Source organism: Mucilaginibacter boryungensis, assembly GCF_015221995.1.
Lineage (GTDB): Bacteria > Bacteroidota > Bacteroidia > Sphingobacteriales > Sphingobacteriaceae > Mucilaginibacter > Mucilaginibacter boryungensis.
The window spans coordinates 1,152,131-1,175,158 of sequence record NZ_JADFFM010000002.1; the positions used below are offsets into that span (position 1 = coordinate 1,152,131).

Sequence of the window (23,028 nt, forward strand, 5' to 3'; positions counted from 1 at the left end):
CGCAATCACCATGAAAAAGAAATTAAATAACCCGGTAAAGCTAAAGGCGATGTTGTGCCTGGCCATTAGCTGCATTACCGGATTAAGCGCTTCCGCACAGATCACCTTAACGGGCAATATCGCTCCTGGAGAATACCATGACAAAACGAGTATCAAGATAACTCCCACCAGTTCTTTCATTGCCGGGCCGGGGCAGAGCGTGCATTTGTTTATACAAGTGCCCGAATGCCAGCCACTGGCTACCGCTCCCAGCAACAGTCAAAATTATGTGGTTACCTATGTGCCCAGGAAAGAAGGCATCAGCAACCCTGCCAGCCTAAGTTTGCAGGACTGTGACGTGATGACCCAGATACAATATTTTGACGGACTTGGCCGCCCGATACAAAACATCCAGGTGAAAGGCAGCCCTGCCGGTAACGACGTAGTGCAACCCATGGCCTATGACCTGTACGGGCGCGAAACTACCAAATACCTGCCTTACGTATTACCCTCAGCGGCCGCCAATAATGGCAGTTACCAGGCTACAGCTATTGCTGATCAGTTGAGTTTCTTTAACCCAACAGGCAGTAGCGGTACTCAACTAGGCAATGGTATCGCCCGTATTCCTTCGCCTTATGCATTAACCAATTTCGAACCTTCGCCATTGAACCGTCCGGTTGAGCAGGGAGCACCAGGCGATACTTGGCAGCCGGTACCTAACAGCACGACGGGCCATACAGTAAAAATAACTTACGCTACAAACACTGGCAGCGAAGTGAAATTATGGGTACTTATTGCCGGTGGAGGTGCGGCGATCAGCGGGGCCAATAGCGGCAACTATTTAACTAGCCAGCTTTATAAAACGGCAACTACCGACGAAAATGGCAACAGCACTATAGAGTTTAAAGATCTGCAAGGCCATGTAGTTTGTAAAATGGCACAACTGGATGCCAGTACTTATCTCAGCACCTATTATGTGTATGACGATTACGGCAACCTGGCCTATGTGATACCACCAATACCAGCAGCTGTCGCTTATCCGACCAGCTTTACTGAAAGTCCAAGCGATGCCGTATTTAGTAATTATATTTATGCCTATCATTATGACAGCCGCAACAGGTTAGCTGAAAAGAAACTACCCGGCAAGGGTTGGGAACATATGGTGTATAACAATATTGACCAAATGGTAGCCACGCAGGATGCTGTGCAACGGCTTGACCATAAATACACCTTTACTAAGTATGATACGCAAGGCCGGGTCATTATGACGGGCGAGCTGACCGACAGCCGCACACATGACGTGATCACTGCCGCCATTGCACCGCAAACCATTAACTGGGAAACGCCGATAACCACAGGCGACGGCTATACAACTACCGCCAGCTGGCCAAACAGTTGGAATATGCTGTATACCATTAATTATTATGATGATTATACTTTCCCCGGCGGTAGTACTTATGCTTCGACAGCAACGCTGGTGACCAGCCAAACAAAAGGGTTGCTTACCGGCACTAAAGTGCGTAACCTGGTCGGTGGAGCGATGCTGCTTACCGAGTATTATTACGATAGTGAGGGCCGCCCGCGCGAAACCATTGCACAAAACAACATCAGCGGTACCGATAGGGTAATAAACGATTATAACTTTACCGGGCAGTTAGTTAAAGCGACGCGTACGCATAACAGCAGTACGCTCACCAATATGGTGATCGTTAACGAATATACCTACGATCACATGGGCCGCAAGCTACGAAGCCTTCAAAAAACAGGTGCCGGTTCAAAAGTAGTGATCAGCAGATTCAATTACAACGAAATTGGTCAGTTGCTCAGCAAGCAACTGCATGGCACCATCAGCGGCACCGATACCACCTACCTGCAAAAAGTCGCCTATACCTATAATCCGCGTGGCTGGTTAAGCAGCAGCAGTGCACCTCTATTTGCCATGCAACTAAAGTATGATGATGCCGACGATGGTGCCGCGCCACAATATAACGGCAATATCGGAAACCAGTACTGGGGCACACAGGATGCTTTAGGGAAACACTATACTTACACTTATGACGCGCTGAACCGACTGAAGAAAGGGATATCTACCAGTACCGGTTATAGCGAAACAGGTACCGACCCGAGCGGCATTGCTTATGATTACCTGGGGAATATCCTGCAGTTAACCCGTATCGGCAATAACATGACTAATAATTATACTTACAATTACTTTAACAATAACGGTAGTAACCAATTACAGAATGTAAGTGGCCTGACCGGAAGCGATTACGTGTATGATGACAACGGCAATGCCAAACATGACGGGCGCACCGGCCGGGATATCACTTATAATTATCTGAACTTACCCGAAACCATAAATACGGCAGGAAACGCTAGCACTATCACTTATACCTACGATGCTACCGGTAACAAGCTTAAACGGATAAGCTCAACTGCCGGCGTGGGCACCACCGATTACGATAACGGTATTGTTTATGATAATGCCAATATATTCGCTCAAACTGAAGAAGGCCGGGTACTTAACCTGAATGGCACCATTAATTACGAATATAGCTTAACCGATCATCTGGGGAACAGCCGGGTAACATTTGATACGAGTTTAGGCTATGCCCACCAGGTACAAAACAACGATTACTTCCCTTTTGGCATGGAACATGCTAACAACGTGCCGGCTTCACCTAAAAATGAATACCTTTATAATAAGAAGGAATTGCAAGAAGAACTCGGCCAATACGATTATGGCGCGCGGTTTTATGATCCTGTAATTGGGAGGTGGAATAGCGTTGATCCGTTGGCAGAGATTAACAGGTCATGGAACCCTTATGCATATGTTAAAAACAACCCGATGAGGTTTATGGATCCTGATGGAATGACAGAGGCTCCTAGAGAAGCTGTTGGAGCTGATGGTTTAACAGATGAGCAATATATCGCAGCTTCTAGATTTGGAGGCGTTGACAGAAATTTAGAGAAACAGTTCCAGCAGCAAAACAAGGAACAGGAGGAGAATCAAAAAGAGAAAAATGATGATGATCCTAAAAGTGTTTGGAGAAAAATACTTTCGATGTTTGGCATTAACGTAGAAAGCCAACCACAAACAGAAGAGGATATTCGTGATGCGCGCGAGGGAGGAGCAATGAGGGAAGCCACTTTTGCCTCGCTCCAAAAAGCACAACAAAATCTACAGGATTATGCTGATTACGTGCCACTTGTCGGACCCTCAATGAATATGAGTACAGGCATGGCAAATCATGATAATTCTAAAGTCATTCTTGGCAGTCTTGGGTTTGGATTCGATTTTGCGGGTGGCGAGGCAAGTAAGGTTTCAGGTTGGGTGAAAAAAAAGGTGTTTAATTCTCTGGATGAAGCTATTCAAAAAAAGATCATCGCAGCAGTGGGAAAAGGTGTGGTTGCACCAACTGCACAACAGGGAATAGTTAGGTTAACTGCTACCGAAGCAGCGGAGACTGGATATAAGTTTAAGATTAAAATACTTGGAAAGGGTGGTGATATTCGAATTTATGGAAATCCAATGGAAAATGGACATATACTTTTCGACAAAATAATGAGACACTAATAGAATTCAAGTTATGATTTTGGAAATAAATAAAAACGAATTAAACAATCTTTATAATAAAGCTCGAGAAATGTATCGTAAATGCCTACAGAATAACGATAATGGTTATTTAAAAGAAGACATTTTAATACCTCTTGAACAGATTGAAATAAAGAACTCTTCTATAAAGATTGTTTTTTCTCAAGAGATCAACGAAAGATGTTCTTGGGAAATAAACCTAACTTTATGGAATAAATCTGTAATAATAGGAAGGTATATGTACTTTGAAGATGATCAAGGAAACGCTTTAGATGACACTTTGGTTTTTTTTTAAAGAGGAGGTTAAATGATAAGTTCGACTATATCATTTAAATAACAACACCTCATTCCAAGTAGTTTGGTAGCGCACATTTATTAATAAGGGATTGATAATCCTTCCGTGTCGTGATTAGCAATAATCCGTGCATGTTCTTTTGTCCCCAACCTGCGCCAGTATGCAGCGTTGACAAAGAACTTGAGTGTACTTGTGCCTTAAACTAATGCCAAGCCCAACCTAACCAGTTGGGCTTTACTTTTGTTAGTTGGTTCGCGTTGGTAAGGATATAGCAGTTTCACCTTTAAAAGGTAAAGCAGGATGTTGCCTCGTATTAGCCATCGAAGTACCTCGCAAGTAACTATCAAAATCACTTCCAATAAATCTCAAAAGTTTGTAATTCCCTTATAGATGCAATATTGCAGAATTTTCAGGAGGTTAGACAGAAACGTTACCTTGTAAAAAATTAGGGAAGAAGTCACTCCCCCATCCATGGACACTTATTAACGAAGGGTATATACCCTTGCTTATTAACTGTCCATAAGCATAGCACACGGAAGTCTAACCTTTTAAAAAGTCAGGCTGAAGGGTATCCCATTGCATTAACATATTTTCGACAGTTGATAAAAAGGGGGTAATAACCCGTTTTTCGAAGTAAGTGTAGCAAAGCCTACCAATTAGCACATTTAATCGCTAAACCATAGAATTAGCACAGATTAATGCATTTCCAATAAGTTTGAAAACTTTGTAATATCCCTTATAAAGAGAAACTTCTATGAAAAACTGGAAACTGGAATAGAAAGGTGAATGATGAATTATTAGGCAAAGTTACGTTGTATAGCTGCTGAAGCGTGCAAGAGCTTCCCGCATAAACCCACAAGTCAACGCCTCACATAGCCATTTATTCGTTTGCCATCTTGCACTTGATTGCTATAAACGTGTAGGGCATCATAATTCACTTAAATCAGATACAAATGTTATACTCAAATTCAACTTAAAAGTGCGCCAAAACTGCGCCAAAAGCATTGAATATTACCTATAAATATGGTATCTTGCCTAAGATAGAGGAAATCGTACTTCTATCTGTTATTAATAATTAACTGTTTATAAATCAGCAGTTATGCTCTTATAAAGCACTTTTAAACGCATAAAAAAAGCTCCTTAGATTTCTCTAAGAAGCTTGCTGTGGTACCAACTGGGATCGAACCAGTGACACAAAGATTTTCAGTCCTTTGCTCTACCGACGGGGGTACGATACGCGCATATCTATGCCGCGTATATTAGAAATAAATTATTTAGAAAGTAATTACTAGACACACTTCATCAATTGGGCTTTATTTGTTTATTGTTTCCCAAGAGGACAATAATTATTTAAAACTATTACTCATTTGGAATAGCGGCAGGTACATGGAGATGAGAATTACCCCCACGATCAGACCCAAGAAGATGATGATTAGCGGCTCCATTGCGCTGCTAAGTGTTGTGGTTTTGTATTCCACTTCTTCAATATATTGTTCGGATATTTTAGCAAAGAAATAGTCCATCTGGTTGGTTTCTTCACCTACTTTTACCAGTTGTATCATTTTAGCCGGGTAGATATCAAATTGCTGCAAGCTTTGGTACAAAGCTTTGCCTTTCATAATATCCTCTTCCACATGTTTTAGGGATGTTTCCAGTGGGTAGAACCGGATCATTTGCCTGATGAGCCCGATGGCCTTTAACAAGGGCAACTTTGCGTTAATTAATAAGCGCATGGAGTTACAAAAACGGGCTAAATATATTTTTTGCACCAGTCCACCGATAATGGGTATTTTTAATAATAGCTTGGTAGATATGCGCCTGAAAGCATCTTTCGTCCGGGCAAAAAATACGAAGACCGCAATAGCTATAACTAAAACAAGAAAGGGCAGAAAGTTACTTTGTAGGGCATTAGATATGCTAATGATCTTTTCTGTTATCCAGGGTAAATGACCACCAAAGCGTTTAAAAATATCGCCAAACATGGGCACAATAAACTTCAGCATAAAAAACACTGCGCCCAATGAGGTTGAAAGTACGATACAAGGGTAAGTTAACGCAGAAACGATTTTGCGTCGTTGTTTTATCTTATTTTGATAAAATTTGGCCAGGTCCTGCAGTACTTCGATGAGCTTGCCGGTTTCTTCGCCAATTTGTATGCTGAAAGTTTCGTACAGTGAAAATTTGCCGGTTTGATGCAGCGCTTCTGAGAAGCTTGTGCCTGCAATGACATTTTTTTGGATAGTCAGGAACAGCTGCTTATCCTGTTCTTTTGATTGATCGGCAGTGATGAGTTCCAGGCTGCTTTTTAAATTAATGCCAGCGTGCAATAGTGAACTTAGTTCCAAGTACAGTTGTTCTTTCTTTTTGTCGTTAAGTTCCTTTTTGCCAAAACTCATGTCTTTGTTTAAAAAGGCGAATAAGTCATCGCCAGCGGGTGTTTTCTTTCGCTGGGTTTTCTTTTGCTGGTACCTGCTGATATCAATTGATGGCATTCGGGTTTCTGTTAATCAGGTTTTGCGAACTATAGGACTTAAAGTAATGATACGGAATTTTATCGTCGCCGAAGATGATGGTGAAACTTATTTCGTCCAACCGGTTTTGTTCCTCCGATTCGTTTTGACGGGCCAATGGCTGCCCTTCAAAAAAGCCGGTAAAGTCAGTAGCATTTACTTTGAACGTATCAGTGGCACCTTTTAACCTCAACACATATTCAGGCTGGATTTGATAGGTTATTGCTTCAGTTTTTCCTTTAATAAGTATGCCATTTTGCTGTTGTATTACTATTTCACCTCGCTCCATATCTCTTGTTAAAGTTTGCGTAAGCTGGTTTACTTCGGTTAGCTTGCTTTGGCGCACCCGATAGCTGATATAGCTTTTATAAACAATAGTATAACAGGTATAGGTAATAGCAATAACCAATGCAGTAATCAGCATAGCGACCGTTATTTCCATAATTGTAAATGCTTTAACCCGCTTATTCATCCTTATTTATCATTATCTGTTTATACACTGCTACCTGCTGTTGGTTACCATCGAAAGCCGTTATGCTGACCTCGTTCAGTTTTTTATTTTCGCTATAAGCACTTACCTTAACATCCAGTTTGAATTCATCTGCCCGTAATGTTTCATCGGCAAGGTGCTGGGAACGTGCGAGCAGTAACATTTGTTGCTTTATTAAGGCTTCGGCTTTTGATTTTTTTATAGATAAAGAACTGTTGGTAACGTTACTAAAGATCATCATTGCGATACCAAAAATTATAATGATGACGAGCATTGAAATGATAACCTCAAGCACGCTTGATGCCTGCACTTTTTTATTTAGCGGAGCCATTGTAACACCTTTCTTTTTTTTGAAATAGCTGGAAAAAGGTCACTGGATAAATAATAAGGCGAAATTTTAAGCACATCCACATCCAGGTTGATGAGGTAATTTTCGTAACGGGTATAAGCCGTTTGATAGATGAAACGGTTGGTGAATACACTACCATATATGCCGACACCGTCTTTAAGATTAAATAGGCCTTTTACATAAACCTGGCCGGATAATTTCACATTCTTCCCTAAATTGATTATGGGTGGAAACTTTGGCTCATCTTTCTGGTAAATAAAGACTGAGCCGTTAAAGATTGAATGATCCTGTACGCTGATTTTTTTTACAACGCTGCTTTTATCATCCATTCCTATGATGCCCGCGCATGAAGGATATGTGAACGTGCAACGCTGACCGATAGATATCGAATCGGTGGCAAACAACTGACAATTACCCTTAAAGCCGCTTTTAACTGTAATGCTGCGGGCGAAAATTAGAATATTATCAAGCTTGGAGGTGCTATCCACAATTAAACTGGTGTCTGAAAATAGAATGATATTGCCAGACAATGTGATATTACTTAATGAAACAGGCGTTTTTTTAAAGTTAAAGGATTTTGTAAGGTTGAAAAACGAGACACTGAGTGAATCAACTTTTGACATCTCATTATGTATGGCTAAGCCGTTTTTTTGCTGTTCCTTAATACCTTGCAGGCGTTGTGCTAATAGGTCGGGCAATTGCTTATCACTGTTTCTGACACCACCGGTAATGATTCTTTTATTGCCGGTATATGCCTGGTTATTTACATAGGCTTCCCGGATACCAGCTTTAGGGATAAATACATTTCCGCGCAGGTGAGTGTTTCCGCTGACTGATAAAGAGCGGTCTTCGTCAATAACATATAAGGCAGACCACCTAGCCGAATCGATACCATTTGCAAGTGAAAATGCTTTTTTTATTGTGTCAGTTTGTATGTAAGCTTGCACTGTCCCAACGTCAAAAATACCCCAGTCCCTTTTTTGCAATAAGATACTATCATCGCCCCCGCCATACAAGCTGATTTTTTTTTCTTCCGGATATTCTGTGTCAGCGGTTAACAATAAGTTTATACCGGAAATGCAATTGTTCCTTAACTGGTCGTACCGGAAGCTTTGCTGATAATAGGTGCGGTAATAATACCCGCCCGCGATAATTGACGAGCAAAGTACACTTATCACCAACGCGATGACAATGACCATATACAATGCGGATGCCTTTAACATATGGCTTAATGATTTGTCTTAAGCTTAGGCTTTTCGGTGGTTTTAGGGTGTTTTTTCAAGAAGTTAAGTTTATCCCAAAACGACTTGATGTGCTGGTTTGGCATTGGTTTACCGTGTTTGTACTTCACCACAGCTACAGAATCTTTACTGTAAAATTTAACCTTACCCTCTAGTTCGTTTTCATCATAGTTGCCCGCTTGGGTAACTTTTCCCAAATCATCATACAAGTAAAATGGCCCTGATTTTACCCCTTTATTGTACGTAAATAATTGTTTCAATGCCCCGTTTTCCGACCATGATTTCCAGACACCGCTTTTTAGTCCTTTAGTATAAGTGCCCTGTTCTTTTAAATTTTTATTTAAGTAATATTCATTGTATGCACCGTTTAATAAGTGGCCACTATAACCACCTTGTGTGTGATGGATATTATTAGAACCATACCAGTAATATATTTTCTCCGGATTCATGCTCGGTGTTGAATTTACGGCCTTGATCTCAGCTACAATAGTTTTATCGCTTTCAATTATCCTTACGTTGGTTCCAATCTCAGGTAGTTTTTGTGCAAGTAAAATACGCGGAATTAGCAATAGTAATATGGTCGATAATAATATTCTCATAATGATGCGTTATTCATGGTAATAAACCGGGTTTTGTTTTTATAGCTAATTTTCACCGAGTCCTTAAAGTTTTTTAACAACTTCACATCCTCGGCCGTCTCTCCTTCTGCCAGCATGATATTTTTCCCATTTACAACCATTAATGCTATTAGTTTATTTGATTTAGGGTTACGTATAAATCCCGAATATTTTATAAATCCCCAGTTTACAACAGTTTGAGGCAAGTTTTTAGGGTTTATAAGGGATTTTAGCTTTGGTAAAACAACAGTATCTTTTGCCACAGCCGAAAAAGGGTTCCTATAGTTAAGCATTAATTTACCGGTATCTTTTGTTGCCGAATAATCATTGTATGGTTCTTTAATGGTTGATTGTGCCGTGGAAGCGGTTTTTGAATCATCATGATCAGCGATAGAAGTAAATATGCGATAAATGATCATTCCCCAAACTACCAACACCAGCAGTCCCAACACATATGTCATTTTTTTACTCTTCATTTAAATGCTATTGCACAATAAAATCCCTGCTGTCACTCATCACACTCTCGTTACCCGCAGCATCAATTGCGGTGACCCGCCAGTAAATTTTTTCATTGAAGGTGCCTAAGTTAAAGCTATAACCGGGCGTATTAATACTTACAGGAAATGCAGAATTATACAGGGTTACACCATCGGCTTTATACACATAAAGTTTGTATTTAGAAGCTGTAGCTGCTGTATTCCATTGCAAATTAACCGGTAATGAAGTGGGTTGGTCATTGGCAGGAGATATTAAAGTAACTTTATTTGGCGGTGTATGATCATAAACAATATTTTGTATAACTGACCATTGCGCCTGCGCTGTATCATTCTCTGCCCGGACGCGCCATTGATAAATTTGATCTTTAGGGAAAGTAAAGCTGATCTGCTGGCCGGGGATAGACTGGTTATAAACCAAAGCGTTTTCGTTTACAAAGTTGTTCGTATCAATTTCTAAATGAAACTTTGTCGCGCCATACAGGTCTCCCCAGCTAAAATTAGCTGATGATTGGTTAGTGGTGGTGTTATTGCCTGGACTTAATAATTGAACCTTTTGCTGTTTGATAGATGATTGAAAAATAGTGAAACTGCGCGCCACGCTGTAAGCGGTTTTATAGCTCCCATTCGAAGCTTGTACACGCCATTGATAATTTCCGGGGCTTAAATTAATAGTGAAACGAGTAGTTTTAACAAGCGTATCTAATACAAGGCCGCCAATAGAATCAAATTTAGGGGTAACAACCTGTAAGTGGTAGCTTAATGCATCTTCTACATCATTCCACCAAAATACGGTACTATAAACTGCGCTTTTATATTTATCACCTGGTGCCTGTAACTCAACAATTTTTTTGCTGATATCGGGTTCAATAATATCCTTACAGGAGGATAAGCATCCAATAGCTAATGCAGCGATTATAAAGCAAAAAGTAAGGTTTGGTTTCATAAAACAAAATAAGGATTTTATTTCATACCGTTTACGGGGTTTTGATAAAAAAGTTTTGAATCACATTGATATAAACTATAGGCTAGGAGCATTGTAAAATAAAAAAACTTGTTTAGCTTAGTTCCATCGCTGTCCCAAACGCAGCTTAATACTTAAAATTATCACAATGAAAGGAAATCGACGACTGCGCAAGCAGGTCGAAACCTTATTGAAAAAGAAACCGTAAAAATACTAAATTGCAATTAGTAGCAACTTCTAAACACTTATCACATCATGAAAAAAGTCTTTCTGACAGCTATTGCTGTTATCTCTTTAATCCCTTTTGTTTCAAAAGCACAATGGTTACCTAATGGTGCCACCACCGGGGATATCTATTATAATTCGGGTAATGTGGGAATTTCTACCAATACGCCTGTTAGCCCACTGACAATAGGCTATGCCGGAACTGTGCAATCAAGTAACGGAATTACCTTAGGCGTCGGTCAAAACAATATAGAGCTTTTGAATTCGACATACGGGAGTGGATTTGGAGCAAAAATATATGGTGTCGATTCGGGTAACGGGCTCACTACCTTACGTATAGCGACGCGGGGAAATTCAACCGCCTGGACGGATGCATTGTCAATTACAGCCAAAGCTGGTTCAACAGGTAATGCTTATGTTGGCATAGGTACAACCAATCCAATTTATAAACTTCATGTAGAAGGTGGGGCCGCCTATATCAATGAAGATAATTTATCAACATTGGGAGGCCAACTAACAATTAGTAATGGTTATGGCAACCAAAATGGTGCCGTAAGATTGAACTTCAATAATGGCGGTGCGGTAAATTGGATAAAGGGCATAGTTACTGGCCCTAATACCAATACTGGCAGTGCTTTAATATTTGGAGTGGCGTCAAACACTTCAGATGGCATTGAAAGAATGAGGATTGATGCGTCCGGCAATATGGGAATTGGAACAGCCGACCCGCAAGGTTACAAATTAGCTGTAAATGGTAATATAAGAGCTAAAGAAATTAAAGTTGAAACAGGCTGGTCGGATTACGTATTCTATTCCACTTATAAACTTCTTCCAATCTCGGAGGTAGCAAAATACATAAAAGCCAACCAACATCTTCCTGATGTGCCCTCAGCGGCTGAGGTGGAAAAGAATGGGCTTAACGTTGGTGAAAGCAATGCCCTGCTACTTAAAAAGATTGAGGAGTTGACACTATACCTCATTGAGAAAGATAGAGAAGTAAAACTACAACAAACGCAGAACCAAGCACAGCAGCAACAAATTGATGACTTGCGCAGGCAAGTCGAAACCTTATTGAAAAAGAAATCGTAAAAGTATCAGATTGCTTCAGTCGCAATCTATCATAAACTCTTATCACCTCATGAAAAAAAACTATCTGGCAGCCATTGCTGTCTTTTCCTTGATCCCTTTTGTTTCAAAAGCACGGAAACCCTTACGGTTTGGGAATTCTCTATGATGCTAATCAAAGTGGTACTGCGGGTTACCGATCCTGATGGGATGGGAGTGAATGATTGGGTTAAAAGAGGTAATAAATACGTTAATGATGACCGTGTTGTCGATCAGAAAACAGCCATTAAATATGAGGGGGAAGGTGCAAAATATATAGGAAAATCAGCTACAATCTATTCAAAATGGACAGCAAGTCTAGGGAGTGGCCGGGTTCACACAGAGAGGGTTTCTCTAGGTAAAGATGGCTCAGTAAGTAAATCGAGTCAAACAGAAGGGTTTGCGACTTGGGAACATGAAGGGATGTTAAAGGCAGGAGAATCGGGAACTATTACCAACTCTAATGGATCAGAATTTATGAGTAAGCAAACAACCGGAAGTTTCGTAGGTCTTTCTGCCTCATTTGCAGCGCTTGGTGGATTTGGTATTGGTGCTGGTATGGTCCATGATGCAACAGGACAAAACAGCATGTATTTTTCAGTCGGAGCGACAGTTGGTCTTGGTAGTGGCGCTGGTTTGGATTTGGGCACCATAACCCCAACAGGAAATCGGCAATTTTATAACAGTAATTTTTCAGGAAATTCCTCCACATTTTCAGTTGGCCTTACAACTCCTGTAGTTGGTGTTGGTTATTCGGGTGGTGTAAGTACCGGGCCAACGGGATATACCACTCAGCAGGTGGGTTTTAGCCCTGGTGGAAAAATGAATGTTGGCGCAATTTTTCAGGTATCGGATACATGGGTAAGTAAATAATGTAAAATCAAACATTGAAAAAAATGAGATTAATTAAAATTGCTGTCATTATCAGTGTGATTGTCTTTTTTATTGTATGGAAAAAATATTTTGCACCTACTTTGGAAGAGGAGGTCTTCAGAGATGCGTCACCTCTGGAATTTCACGGAAAAGTAGACTCTGTTTATCGCGATGAAAGGAATCATAATGCGAAATATGTTATTTTATCCAACGGGTATAAATATGGGGTGTATGCTGATTGGGAAGATTATATCGATTTGAATGATTCTCTTTCTAAGACAAAAGGTGATTTGAAAGTAAGAGTATTCAAAAAAGATGGGCGACGATTGATATTGGATTATAAAAAACTGACTAAACATTTAAACAGGGCATGGTGGCAAAGGTAATGTAACAAGATAGTTGCGCCAAACAACACCTCTGCTGGCGCACGCGTGCCGCGTGTGCTAAATAAGGATGAATATCAATTACTCTGTAAACAACTTCTTTGTCAGCTTCGGAGAGGCCTTGAATAAGGTTTAGCTTATACTTAAAAGATTGAGTAAGCGCATCATCAGTTTTACTGCCATCAACGTTTAATAGTCATCTATAGTAATCTTGAAGTGTTGAGCAATCTTAACGATGGCCGTAACCGAAATCTCACGTTGGCCATTCTCAATCTTAGAGTAGTTAGATCGGTGCATACCTATCAAGTCAGCAATATGCTGCTGTGTTAAGCCTCGTTCCTCACGAATACGGTTTATTCAAGTTTTTTATAATAATTTCATTTTTTATATTAAATAGCGTTAAGATAGTAAAACCGCCCATTTTGGGCGGTTTGTGTTATAAAAAACGGTTTATGATACCCTTTAGCACTTTTAATTTTTTAGGTGATATTGTGCATGTCGTCGTTTCCCAGCGGGTAATTGTTGACGTATTAACTCCAACCATTTCAGCAAGATATTCACGTGTCCACCCATTGCAATAGCGCATCTTAATAATCTTGCCTGCAATAGTATCCACATCATGCACAAAAGGATAATTCCCCAAGTACGCAATGATGTTTGGGTAGTAACACACTTGCGGTTGCGTCCTATCATTTTCCCAATATGTGATAGTATCTTCTGATACACCAATGACAAGTGCAACGTCTTTTTGCAATTCGTCATTTTCTATTCGCTTCTTCTTGATATGTTCCCCCAATGTTTGCGGATTAAGAGCGTACGCTGTTGTATGGGGTTTTTGTGCTATTTTGCGGTATGTGTAAAAAGGCAACAGAACCATGCCCTTGTGGCTATTATAATCATCCCGAGAAAGAATGCATTTGCCCGCCAGGAATGGTGCAAAAGTATTTGAGTAAAATATCAGGACCATTGTTAGATCGTATCGACTTACACGTAGAGGTAACGCCGGTAAACTTTAACGAACTGGCATCCGACCGGTTAGCTGAAAAAAGTGAACTGATCCGCGAACGGGTGATGAAAGCCCGCGATGTACAATCGGTGCGGTTTGGCAACAAGCCCGACCTGCATGCCAACGCGCAAATGAGCCCCCAAATGGTGCGTGATATTTGTAAGATCGACAACGCCGGGCAGGTACTGCTGAAGAAAGCCATGGAAAAGCTGGGCCTCAGTGCACGCGCCTACGACCGCATCCTGAAAGTAGCCCGCACCATTGCCGACCTTGCCGGCACCGAAGATATACTATTAGAACACCTTGCCGAAGCTATTCATTTCAGGAGTTTGGATAGAGAGGGTTGGGCGGGGTAAGTTTTAAAGAGCACACGTGGCACGCGTGCGCCAGCAAACGGGGATTATTTTAGTCCAACTCCATAAGCTCAATTAACCAATGCCCATCTTTGGCTATTTCCATGATTAAATAATTAAAGAATATGAAAGTCTTAACAATAATCTTCGTTTTCCTTTTTTGCGGTTCTTTGGGATTCCATAAGAAAGAACTTGTAAAAAATTCTCAATAGGGAAATTTTCATACGCAATCTATAAAGAAAGCGAATATTTACATGATGATAACTGGAATGCTGAATTCTTCGAAGTGTACAGGTCAGATACAACAAAAAGGTTATGCAGTTCATATCTAACTGCAAAACGGAATGATTCAACTTTTGTAAAAGGGCATTATTTACTGTATAATAATAAAATTGAATTTACCCAATGCTATTATTACTATAAAAATAACTCGGCATGGATCGACTCAATTAAAAGAACGTTTTATCCTAAGAAAAATGGTGATTTGGTTTTGCGGGAAACTATTGAGTTTAAGAACGGAAAACCCAGAATCATAACAAAGAAATAAGTGCTAATCAGGGGGCGATGACTATGATGATCACGGCCGTAAAATCGATATGCGGTCATTCAATTTCCCCTGCTGGCGAACGCGTGCCGCGTGTACTATAGCTCGCGCTAACTACTACTGTTGCTGCTGAATCATCTCCATATACCGCTGATAACTATTTTTAGAAAAATCAGGGGCGGGCTTAATTACCGGTTCATCAAAAACTTCCAGTATCTCGCCATTAGCTAAAGCAGGGTTATCTTTATTGTAACCTACCGATACGGCTACTTCAAGTTTATGACCGTGAGGGCCTTTGTAAGTGCCTTTAACCGGCGAACAATCTGAAAAATTGCGGCCTACGGCCAGGCGTACGTGGGTTTCGTTGGCAACCACGTTGTTGGTAGGGTCAATGCCCAGCCAGCCATAGTCGGGCAGGTAGGCTTCGGCCCAGGCGTGGGTGGCCCCTTCGCCGCGCATGCCATTATGGTTTGGACAAATATAACCACTTACATAGCGCGCCGGAACATTGATCAGGCGCAGCATCACCATTAATATATGGGCAAAATCCTGGCAGACGCCGGCTTTTAACTTCCATACTTCATCCAGCGTACTTTCAACTGTAGTTATACCTTTTATATATTCAAAATTATCGTATACATACTGGCAAAACCGCAGGATGGCCTGGTAAGGGGTATCCTCTTTTTTTAGTTCTTTATTTACAATAGCCTGTAGCTCGGCCTGCCCGTCAAAATACTCTTGTTTCAGAAAATCGATATAAGGTACAATGTAACGCAGACGATCATAATCCTGCCACTGCTGTTCGGGGAAAATATCGGTTACGGGCAGCGGTCGATGTTTGGTATTTACCCATATTTGCGAATTAATGATCAATTGGCTATGCGGGTCGCGATGCGTAAAGCTGCCTACCTGGTTGCCATAATAATCAATAAAGGTATCTACTACCGGGTCGCCGGTTATGGTTAGTTCCTGCTTCAGCACCTCCTGGTACGCATCCTGTATAGGGTATAGAATAATCTGGTTGGCACTGTCGCGCACCAGGCCTTCGTAAGTATATTTGGTAACGTGCTGTATTTTAAATTCGGGCATACTGCAATTTTAAAATTTATAAAATTAGCTTATGAGTTGGCAAAATAATTTTCGTTCAGGGCGTTACCAATACCATACAGCTCCTGCCTTATCTGGGTAAGATAAGTATGCAGGCCTTCCTGTCTTATGCTGTTTACCGAACTATATTTTATCCGGCTTTGTAACCTCCCTATCTGGAACGACATTTTGCGAAAATCTTCGCGTTCATGATCGCCTTTTAGCCTGTCAAAATACCGCTGAATATGGTTTACAGCATAAATGACCGAGCGGGGGAAATCATTATTCAAGGCTACCTGTTCTAAAACATTTTTGGCTTCAAACCCCGAACGATAGGTTTTCAGGTACAATTCATACCCACCAATAGATAGCAATAAATGTTTCCAATAAGTGGTATCGGTCAGTAAGTCGGGGTTGTCGTTCAATGTGCCAAATTTGGTATCCAAAATATCTACCGATTGTATTGCTCTTTCCAGGTATTTACCAATATTCATAAAGCTGCGTCCTTCGCCACGTTCCATAGTAATTTCAACCGTGCCATAATAAAGCATTACTTGTTTAATCAATACATCCAGTGTGCTTATCGGGTCTTCACGCTGTAGCATACGTTCAAGCTTGCTGTCTTTTACTGTGTGATAATACTCGTTCAGGCATTGCCACAAATCTTTGGTAATATGCTCCTGCACGCCACGGGCATTTTCACGCGCAAGGGTAATGATGTTAAGAATAGAGTTTTGATTCTCTTTTGATGTGATCATATGCCTCAGCACCATACGGCTATCATTACCAAGTTTTGATATGATCTCATCATTGTCAGCGCCGCCATAAAGCCGTATAACAGGCTCCCAGGTAAATTCCTGTACCGAATCCTGAGACGATGCGTAATTGATTTTTAGCATACGCAGCAAACCGTCGCTACGCTCCACATAACGGCTACTCCAATATAAACTTGCGGCTACTCTGCTTAACATTTTTTAGTTCATAGTCCATGGCCCATAGTCCATGGTTATTATTTATTCTAACAATTTTTGTCTTAATTCACTCCCATTATAGACTTCTCAATCTCCCAGCACCCATGTATCCTTACTGCCACCGCCCTGCGAACTATTTACCACTAACGATCCTTCTTTTAGCGCCACCCGGGTTAATCCGCCGGGCACTATTTCAATACCATGCGGGCCGCAAAGAGCATAAGGCCGTAAATCTATCCGGCGCGGGGCCAGTTCTCCCTGGATATAACATGGCGATGCCGACAGACTGATGGTTGGCTGTGCGATAAAATTGCGCGGGGCCTTTAATATTTGATTTTTATATTCCTCTATTTCTGCCTCACTTGATGCATGCCCCATTAACATCCCGTAACCACCGCTCTCGTTGGTTTTTTTAACCACCATTTTGTTAATGTTGGCAAACACATATTCTTTTTCGTCGGGGTTACCTAATTGGTAGGTAGGCACGTTCTTCAGTATAGGTTCTTCATTCAGGTAATATTTGATCATAGCCGGTACATAAACGTATACAGCCTTATCATCGGCTACGCCATTGCCTATGGCATTAACAATAGCTACGTTGCCTTTACGATAAGCTCCCATAAGGCCAGCCACACCCAGCATGCTGGATGGGTTAAACACCAACGGGTCAAGATACTCGTCATCTACCCGGCGGTAAATCACGTCTACCTGTTGCAGGCCGTTAGTTGTTTTCATGTATACCTTGTGATTGTCCACTACTAAATCACGGCCCTCTACCAGTTCCACGCCCATCAGGCGGGCCAGTGTAGTATGCTCAAAGTAAGCCGAATTATATATACCCGGACTTAATAATACGATAGTAGGGTTGCTAACCGGCCGGGGTGAAAGCGCCAGCAGGTTTTTATATAGCAATGCCGGATATTCGGTAACGCTGCGCACATTGCATTGCGGCAACAGATCGGGGAATAAGCGTTTAGTGATCTCGCGGTTCTCCAGCATATAACTCACGCCCGATGGGGTACGCAGGTTATCCTCAAGTACGTAAAAGGTGCCGTCAAAATCGCGGATCAGATCTATACCTGCTATATGCACATATACATCGTAGGGTACCTGTAACTGGTACATTTCGCGCAAAAAATGCGGGCACGAGTAAATGATATCTATAGGGACGATGCCATCTTTTATGATGAACTGATTATGATAAACATCTTTCAGGAACAGGTTTAATGCAGTTAAGCGTTGTTTGATCCCTTTTTCTACAAAAGCCCATTCGGCCGCGGTAATAATGCGGGGGATAATATCAAACGGGAATATTTTTTCGATGCCTTCGCCACTATTATATACAGTGAAAGTAATGCCCTGGCTCATGAAAAGGCGTTTGGCCAATTCTTCCTTTTTGTTTAATTCGTCCGGCGATTCAAGCGATAAGTAATTAATTACCTTGCTATAATGCTCCCGGATATTAGAATCAGCGCCAAACATTTCGTCCCAAACCCCATCAATAGGGTTGTACTTGTTAAAATAGCCCGATTCCTGCATATAATTAAACCTTGTTTTATAAATTATTGTAATTTATGAAGTGTTTTTAACAAAATCTATAAAAATCAATTAAATATTTTTCGGATTTCATTAAAAAACAGATGATATTAAAATAAAAAAAGCAGGTCAAGAGAATAAATCATCTCCTGACCTGCTTTTGATGAGGCGTAATTGCCTTAAGTGCTAAAAAAATATTTATTTTTCCACTGCCGAAAAAATTTCTAACAGTACATTCCATTTGTAAGATTTGTCAACCTCCCAAATGCGTACATAGTTATAAGCGCTAACAATATTTCCCTTTTTTATACGCGCAGTACCATAGCTATAGGCCAAATCGTTACTGGTTGCCCGGCCGGCATTTACAGTTTCTGCACTAATGGTTATAGCCTCGTTATCTAAAAACTTCAGGGTTTTATCAACACCTATTATTGGGTCGAACCCGGGGAAATAATAACGGCCTTCAGGACTTAAAAATTCTTTGTAAGTACCCAGCGTAGATTTGCTTAACGCGTAATTAAACATTTTGTCGTTATCAAGGATCACCTTTTTCCCATTAAATGGGTCTTTGCTTGGCGCTTTATGTTTTGCAGTATCGGGTTCTTTAAAATCGGTTAAAACTTCGCTTTCGGGTTCGGGATGCTGTATCCCCAGGTCTATCAATAATTTTAAACCACTTTCACCATCATTATGCCATATGGAAACATAATCGCCATACACTTTATCATCTTCTGTTTTACCATTTTGGTATACGTACGGCCCTGCCGTAAAAGCCAGGTCGCCGTTGGCTGATATGCGGGCAAATTTTGGTTTCCAGGTTAGTGTGCCCGGTTGCTTATCAATACTGCCATAAAAATCGGTAATTAATTTAGCATCGGGTTTAAATACAATGCCAGCTGGGTCGGCTACCGCTAAAAAGCCTTCTTTAATGCCCTTGCGGGCAACCAGTTTATTAAAATTTTCTTCGGCTGATATAACAGATTGTACTTTGGCTATGGGGGCGTTTTGGGCTAATACTACAAAGCTATAAACAATTACTAAAGTTGCGGTTAATGTGAATCGTTTCATTTTCAAGGATAAGTTTGTTCTTTTTATAAGCATGAAATGTAAATAATGCGGCACAATGGCTTGTTGCTTGCGTGTTGTTTTAAATAGTTGTGGGGCAATTTAATAATAAATATCAAGCTGCAAGTTTTAATGTAAAATACGGCATCATAACAAATGCTGTTAACACATGTTTGCCGTTGATGCATTTACTTTGTTTTAACGATGGTTATGTGGCTTTATTTTATCGGGCTGCTGCGCCTTGTCATTATTTCTATAGGTGTTAGATTGCTTTTATATCAAGCAAATAATTTTTTGTTCTTAAAATCCCACAACTATTAATCATATATTTTAAAAAATGTATATTTAACTAACTATTATTCTGACGCCCGTTCCATCGGGTAACTGGCTATTTATTAAATGGACACATTTTGGGAAACTAAATCCATTTAACATGAAAAAATTTGTTAGCTCATTATTAACTATCGCACTATTTGTTAGCGTTACAGCAAAGGCTCAAAACTATTATTCGGATATTCAGGGTAATGTATTAAAAGAAAACCGGGCTGACGAAGCGGAGGGGTCGCCATACTTAAAAGATACCTGGGGTATCGGGTCGGCAACTATTGCTAAAGGTACGTATGATAATATGAAATTAAAGTACGACCTTAAAAATGATGTGGTGGTATTTGCATCTAAAGACAATGTGCCCATGAGTTTTGCCGAACCTGTTACCCGGTTCATTATTGACGGGATGAAATTTGCAAGTGGTTTCCCTGCTATTGGCGCACAAGTGAAAGACTCGTATTACCAGGTGCTTTCTGATGGTAAAACTAAGTTGTTAAAACATTTGGCCAAGCATATTGAGGAAACTAAAACCTATGGATCGGCCACGGCGAACCGTACATATGTGGCTACCGCGACTTATTATGTATTTAAAGATGATAAAATGAGTGCAATAAAACCCGACAAGAAAGCGGTGATGGCCGTAATGGCCGATAAGGCGGGCCAAATGGAAGATTATCTTAAAAACAACAAAGTAAACTTTAAAAATGATGCCGACCTAAGCCAGTTATTTGATAAGTATAACAGCCTATAATTGAATAGGCCGGATTGAAGTTAATATATGGCTTTAGAATCAATGTACAGATGTTTTGCATTAAAAGATATACCCCAATAGCTTTTATCACTTAGCTAAGCTATTCTCTGTCAACGAAACTAAACCTTGCGAAGCCATAAATATCATTACACTAACCTATTGATAATAAAAAATTTGCATGATATATTTAAGCTAATATAAGTAATTGGGTAATTCGCAATAATCTTCAACCACAAACAATTGAAAATGAAACCTAAAATCCTACTCAGAATTGCTGTTTTTGTTACTTTATTTTATGCGTTTGGCCACATTATGGGGCACCTTACCCGTAAGCAAACAACTGATCCTGCCGGTAAAGAATTAATTCGGCAGATGGAGCAATATAAGTTTAACGCTAATGGTTATATGCGAAGCTGGGACAATTTTTATGAAGCGTTAAGCCTGGATTCTGTTATAGTGTTAGTTGGTTTTGCTGTTATATGCTGGATGTTTTCAGAGATGGTGGAAAAATACCCCAAGGTAGTTTATATGTTGCTTTGGCCCATTTTAATATGCTTCATTGGGTTTACGGTTACCGATTACCTGTACGTTTTTATGATACCTACAGTAACCAGTTTAATTATTTGTATTGTGATCATCGTTGCAATGATACAATTACGTAAACATCCTGAATATAGTTTAAAAAGATAGTTCCGAACTGTGGAGATTGCTTTTTATCCTATTATATTTCATTAATAGCGACGGATAAGACATTCAGAATGGATTATAGTTACGCTTTATTCCACGTGGTGCCTTCTTTGCTGTCTTTTAACTGAAACCCTATTTTTTGCAAGCCATCGCGTATTTTATCAGATGTAGCATAATCGCTGTTGCGTTTGGCTTCGCCGCGCAGGTCAACTATCATATCCATTACTTTAGGCAGGTCATCATTGGCGGCTATTTCAGCTTTCAGGCCCAGCACATCCAGTACAAAACTGTTCATGGTATCCTTTAACAATTGCAGGTTTGCCGCATCAATGTTTAGCTTTCCATCATGTATGGAGTTGATAATGCGCGATGCTTCAAATAATTCGGCAATTAGCACCGGGCTGTTAAAATCATCATTCATGGCTTCATAGCAACGCTGGCGCAATGCAGCAATATCAGTTTCGTTTGTAGCCGATGCTTTTAATCCATCCAGTAATCCAAATGCATTCATCAGGCGCTTAAAACCTTTTTCGGATGCCTCCATAGCCTCGTTACCAAAATCGAGTGTACTGCGGTAATGTGCCTGCAGCATAAAAAAGCGCGTAGCCATAGGGCTATACGGCTTATTCAATATTTTATTATTACCGGTAAATAGTTCATGTGGCAAAAAACTGTTGCCTAACGATTTAGACATTTTTTGCCCGTTCACAGTAAGCATATTGGTATGTATCCAGTAGTTAGCCGGATTTTCACCGCAACTGGCTACGTTTTGGGCTATCTCATTAGTATGGTGTGTAGGTACCAGGTCAATACCGCCGCCATGGATGTCAAACTTATGTCCCAAATATTTATTGCTCATGGCCGAGCACTCTAGGTGCCAGCCAGGGAAACCCACTCCCCATGGGGAGGGCCATTTCATCAGGTGTTCGGGTTTTGCTTTTATCCATAGGGCAAAATCAAGCTTGCCGCGTTTTTCGTCCTGTCCCCCTAACGTTCTGGTATTGGTTAAAAGATCTTCCAGCTTACGGCCGTTCAAAATGCCATAATCCTGCGTTTTGTTGTATTTTTCAACATCAAAATAAATGGAACCTTCAACCTCGTAAGCATAACCGCGCGTTATTATCTCTTTTACCAGCTCAATCTGCTCTATCACGTGGCCGGTCGCAGTTGGTTCAATACTTGGCGGCAGAATATTTAGCTCGCGCATTACATCATGAAAACCAATAGTATACCGTTGTACGATTTCCATTGGCTCTAATTGTTCCAGCTTGGCTTTTTTGCCAATTTTGTCCTCACCCTCATCGGCGTCGCCTTCCAGGTGCCCGGCATCGGTAATGTTGCGTACGTAACGCACTTTATAACCAATATGGGTTAAATACCGGAAGATAAGATCGAACGAGATATAAGTGCGGCAATTGCCCATATGGGCATCGCTATATACGGTAGGGCCGCATACATACATGCCCACATTTGGGGCATTAAGTGGCTTAAATACTTCTTTGGTGCGGGTTAAAGTGTTGTAAACAAATATATTTTGTTCCATGGGGCAAACTTACGATTTTTTTACACCCGGGACTAAATAC

21 protein-coding genes, 1 tRNA gene and 1 pseudogene are annotated in these 23,028 nt (G+C 40.6%); 8 read left to right on the top strand and 15 right to left on the bottom strand.

Annotated elements, in window-relative coordinates:
- The first annotated feature begins 10 nt into the window (after positions 1 to 10).
- Together IRJ18_RS17980 and IRJ18_RS17985 are read left to right on the top strand one after the other, a co-directional pair.
- Entirely contained in the window at positions 11 to 3,556 is a 3,546-nt protein-coding gene (locus IRJ18_RS17980; protein ID WP_194107679.1) for a DUF6443 domain-containing protein, read from the top strand.
- A gap of 13 nt (positions 3,557 to 3,569) precedes the next feature.
- Entirely contained in the window at positions 3,570 to 3,869 is a 300-nt protein-coding gene (locus IRJ18_RS17985; protein ID WP_194107680.1) for a hypothetical protein, read from the top strand.
- A gap of 1,165 nt (positions 3,870 to 5,034) precedes the next feature.
- Here the strand turns inward: IRJ18_RS17985 and IRJ18_RS17990 are convergent.
- From IRJ18_RS17990 to IRJ18_RS18025, 8 genes are all read right to left on the bottom strand, one after another.
- Positions 5,035 to 5,106: transfer RNA gene (locus IRJ18_RS17990), tRNA-Phe, on the bottom strand.
- A 109-nt stretch (positions 5,107 to 5,215) separates the two neighbouring features.
- Positions 5,216 to 6,361, bottom strand: a complete 1,146-nt coding sequence (locus IRJ18_RS17995; protein WP_194107681.1) for a type II secretion system F family protein — start codon at positions 6,359 to 6,361, stop codon at positions 5,216 to 5,218.
- Positions 6,348 to 6,821, bottom strand: a complete 474-nt coding sequence (locus tag IRJ18_RS18000) for a hypothetical protein (protein ID WP_194107682.1) — start codon at positions 6,819 to 6,821, stop codon at positions 6,348 to 6,350. Before IRJ18_RS18000 ends, IRJ18_RS17995 begins: the two co-directional genes overlap by 14 nt.
- 22 nt (positions 6,822 to 6,843) lie before the next feature.
- Positions 6,844 to 7,200, bottom strand: coding sequence for a hypothetical protein (locus tag IRJ18_RS18005; protein WP_194107683.1), 357 nt, complete (start codon positions 7,198 to 7,200; stop codon positions 6,844 to 6,846).
- Complete coding sequence (locus IRJ18_RS18010) at positions 7,188 to 8,441, bottom strand: hypothetical protein (protein WP_194107684.1); 1,254 nt, start codon at positions 8,439 to 8,441, stop codon at positions 7,188 to 7,190. Before IRJ18_RS18010 ends, IRJ18_RS18005 begins: the two co-directional genes overlap by 13 nt.
- A 5-nt stretch (positions 8,442 to 8,446) precedes the next feature.
- Positions 8,447 to 9,058: a toxin-antitoxin system YwqK family antitoxin gene (locus IRJ18_RS18015; protein WP_194107685.1), complete on the bottom strand. Its 612-nt coding sequence runs from the start codon at positions 9,056 to 9,058 to the stop codon at positions 8,447 to 8,449.
- Positions 9,055 to 9,552 (bottom strand): hypothetical protein, encoded by a 498-nt coding sequence (locus IRJ18_RS18020; protein ID WP_194107686.1) that lies wholly within the window; start codon positions 9,550 to 9,552, stop codon positions 9,055 to 9,057. The genes IRJ18_RS18015 and IRJ18_RS18020 overlap by 4 nt, the downstream gene beginning before the upstream one ends.
- A gap of 7 nt (positions 9,553 to 9,559) precedes the next feature.
- Positions 9,560 to 10,516: a fibronectin type III domain-containing protein gene (locus IRJ18_RS18025; protein WP_194107687.1), complete on the bottom strand. Its 957-nt coding sequence runs from the start codon at positions 10,514 to 10,516 to the stop codon at positions 9,560 to 9,562.
- 273 nt (positions 10,517 to 10,789) lie between these two features.
- On the opposite strand from IRJ18_RS18025, the gene IRJ18_RS18030 reads away from it, so the two are divergent.
- The 3 genes from IRJ18_RS18030 (at position 10,790) to IRJ18_RS18040 (ending at position 13,122) form a co-directional block, all read left to right on the top strand.
- Positions 10,790 to 11,848, top strand: a complete 1,059-nt coding sequence (locus tag IRJ18_RS18030; protein ID WP_194107688.1) for a hypothetical protein — start codon at positions 10,790 to 10,792, stop codon at positions 11,846 to 11,848.
- Between the two features lie 141 nt (positions 11,849 to 11,989).
- A complete protein-coding gene (locus IRJ18_RS18035) occupies positions 11,990 to 12,736 on the top strand; it encodes a hypothetical protein (protein ID WP_194107689.1) in 747 nt (248 codons plus the stop codon).
- A gap of 23 nt (positions 12,737 to 12,759) precedes the next feature.
- Positions 12,760 to 13,122, top strand: coding sequence for a hypothetical protein (locus IRJ18_RS18040; protein ID WP_194107690.1), 363 nt, complete (start codon positions 12,760 to 12,762; stop codon positions 13,120 to 13,122).
- Positions 13,123 to 13,308: 186 nt separating this feature from the next.
- Here the strand turns inward: IRJ18_RS18040 and IRJ18_RS21310 are convergent, their stop codons facing one another.
- Both IRJ18_RS21310 and IRJ18_RS21245 read right to left on the bottom strand, forming a co-directional pair.
- A complete protein-coding gene (locus IRJ18_RS21310) occupies positions 13,309 to 13,476 on the bottom strand; it encodes a helix-turn-helix domain-containing protein (protein WP_194108276.1) in 168 nt (55 codons plus the stop codon).
- 79 nt (positions 13,477 to 13,555) lie between these two features.
- Positions 13,556 to 14,086, bottom strand: a complete 531-nt coding sequence (locus IRJ18_RS21245; protein ID WP_317174102.1) for a helix-turn-helix domain-containing protein — start codon at positions 14,084 to 14,086, stop codon at positions 13,556 to 13,558.
- On the opposite strand from IRJ18_RS21245, the pseudogene IRJ18_RS18055 reads away from it, so the two are divergent.
- Positions 13,990 to 14,481 (top strand): annotated as a pseudogene (locus IRJ18_RS18055) (magnesium chelatase subunit ChlI family protein); the annotation flags it as partial. The gene IRJ18_RS21245 and the pseudogene IRJ18_RS18055 overlap by 97 nt on opposite strands.
- Positions 14,482 to 15,139: 658 nt before the next feature.
- Here IRJ18_RS18055 and IRJ18_RS18060 read toward each other — a convergent pair.
- The 4 genes from IRJ18_RS18060 to IRJ18_RS18075 all read right to left on the bottom strand — a co-directional run bounded on the left by IRJ18_RS18060 (position 15,140) and on the right by IRJ18_RS18075 (position 19,683).
- On the bottom strand, positions 15,140 to 16,111 hold the full coding sequence (locus IRJ18_RS18060; RefSeq protein ID WP_194107692.1) for a transglutaminase family protein: 972 nt from the start codon (positions 16,109 to 16,111) through the stop codon (positions 15,140 to 15,142).
- A 29-nt stretch (positions 16,112 to 16,140) separates the two neighbouring features.
- A complete protein-coding gene (locus IRJ18_RS18065) occupies positions 16,141 to 17,079 on the bottom strand; it encodes an alpha-E domain-containing protein (RefSeq protein WP_194107693.1) in 939 nt (312 codons plus the stop codon).
- 87 nt (positions 17,080 to 17,166) lie between these two features.
- On the bottom strand, positions 17,167 to 18,618 hold the full coding sequence (locus tag IRJ18_RS18070; RefSeq protein WP_194107694.1) for a circularly permuted type 2 ATP-grasp protein: 1,452 nt from the start codon (positions 18,616 to 18,618) through the stop codon (positions 17,167 to 17,169).
- A 195-nt stretch (positions 18,619 to 18,813) separates the two neighbouring features.
- Complete coding sequence (locus IRJ18_RS18075; RefSeq protein WP_194107695.1) at positions 18,814 to 19,683, bottom strand: hypothetical protein; 870 nt, start codon at positions 19,681 to 19,683, stop codon at positions 18,814 to 18,816.
- A 430-nt stretch (positions 19,684 to 20,113) separates the two neighbouring features.
- Between IRJ18_RS18075 and IRJ18_RS18080 the strand changes: the two genes are divergently transcribed.
- Together IRJ18_RS18080 and IRJ18_RS18085 are read left to right on the top strand one after the other, a co-directional pair.
- A complete protein-coding gene (locus IRJ18_RS18080) occupies positions 20,114 to 20,758 on the top strand; it encodes a hypothetical protein (RefSeq protein WP_194107696.1) in 645 nt (214 codons plus the stop codon).
- 246 nt (positions 20,759 to 21,004) lie between these two features.
- Positions 21,005 to 21,448, top strand: a complete 444-nt coding sequence (locus IRJ18_RS18085; RefSeq protein ID WP_194107697.1) for an LIC_13387 family protein — start codon at positions 21,005 to 21,007, stop codon at positions 21,446 to 21,448.
- A gap of 79 nt (positions 21,449 to 21,527) precedes the next feature.
- On the opposite strand, the gene cysS is transcribed toward IRJ18_RS18085, so the two are convergent.
- The gene (cysS, locus tag IRJ18_RS18090) at positions 21,528 to 22,988 is read right to left on the bottom strand and encodes a cysteine--tRNA ligase (protein WP_194107698.1); all 1,461 of its coding nucleotides are present in this window, start codon (positions 22,986 to 22,988) and stop codon (positions 21,528 to 21,530) included.
- Positions 22,989 to 23,028: the final 40 nt, after the last annotated feature.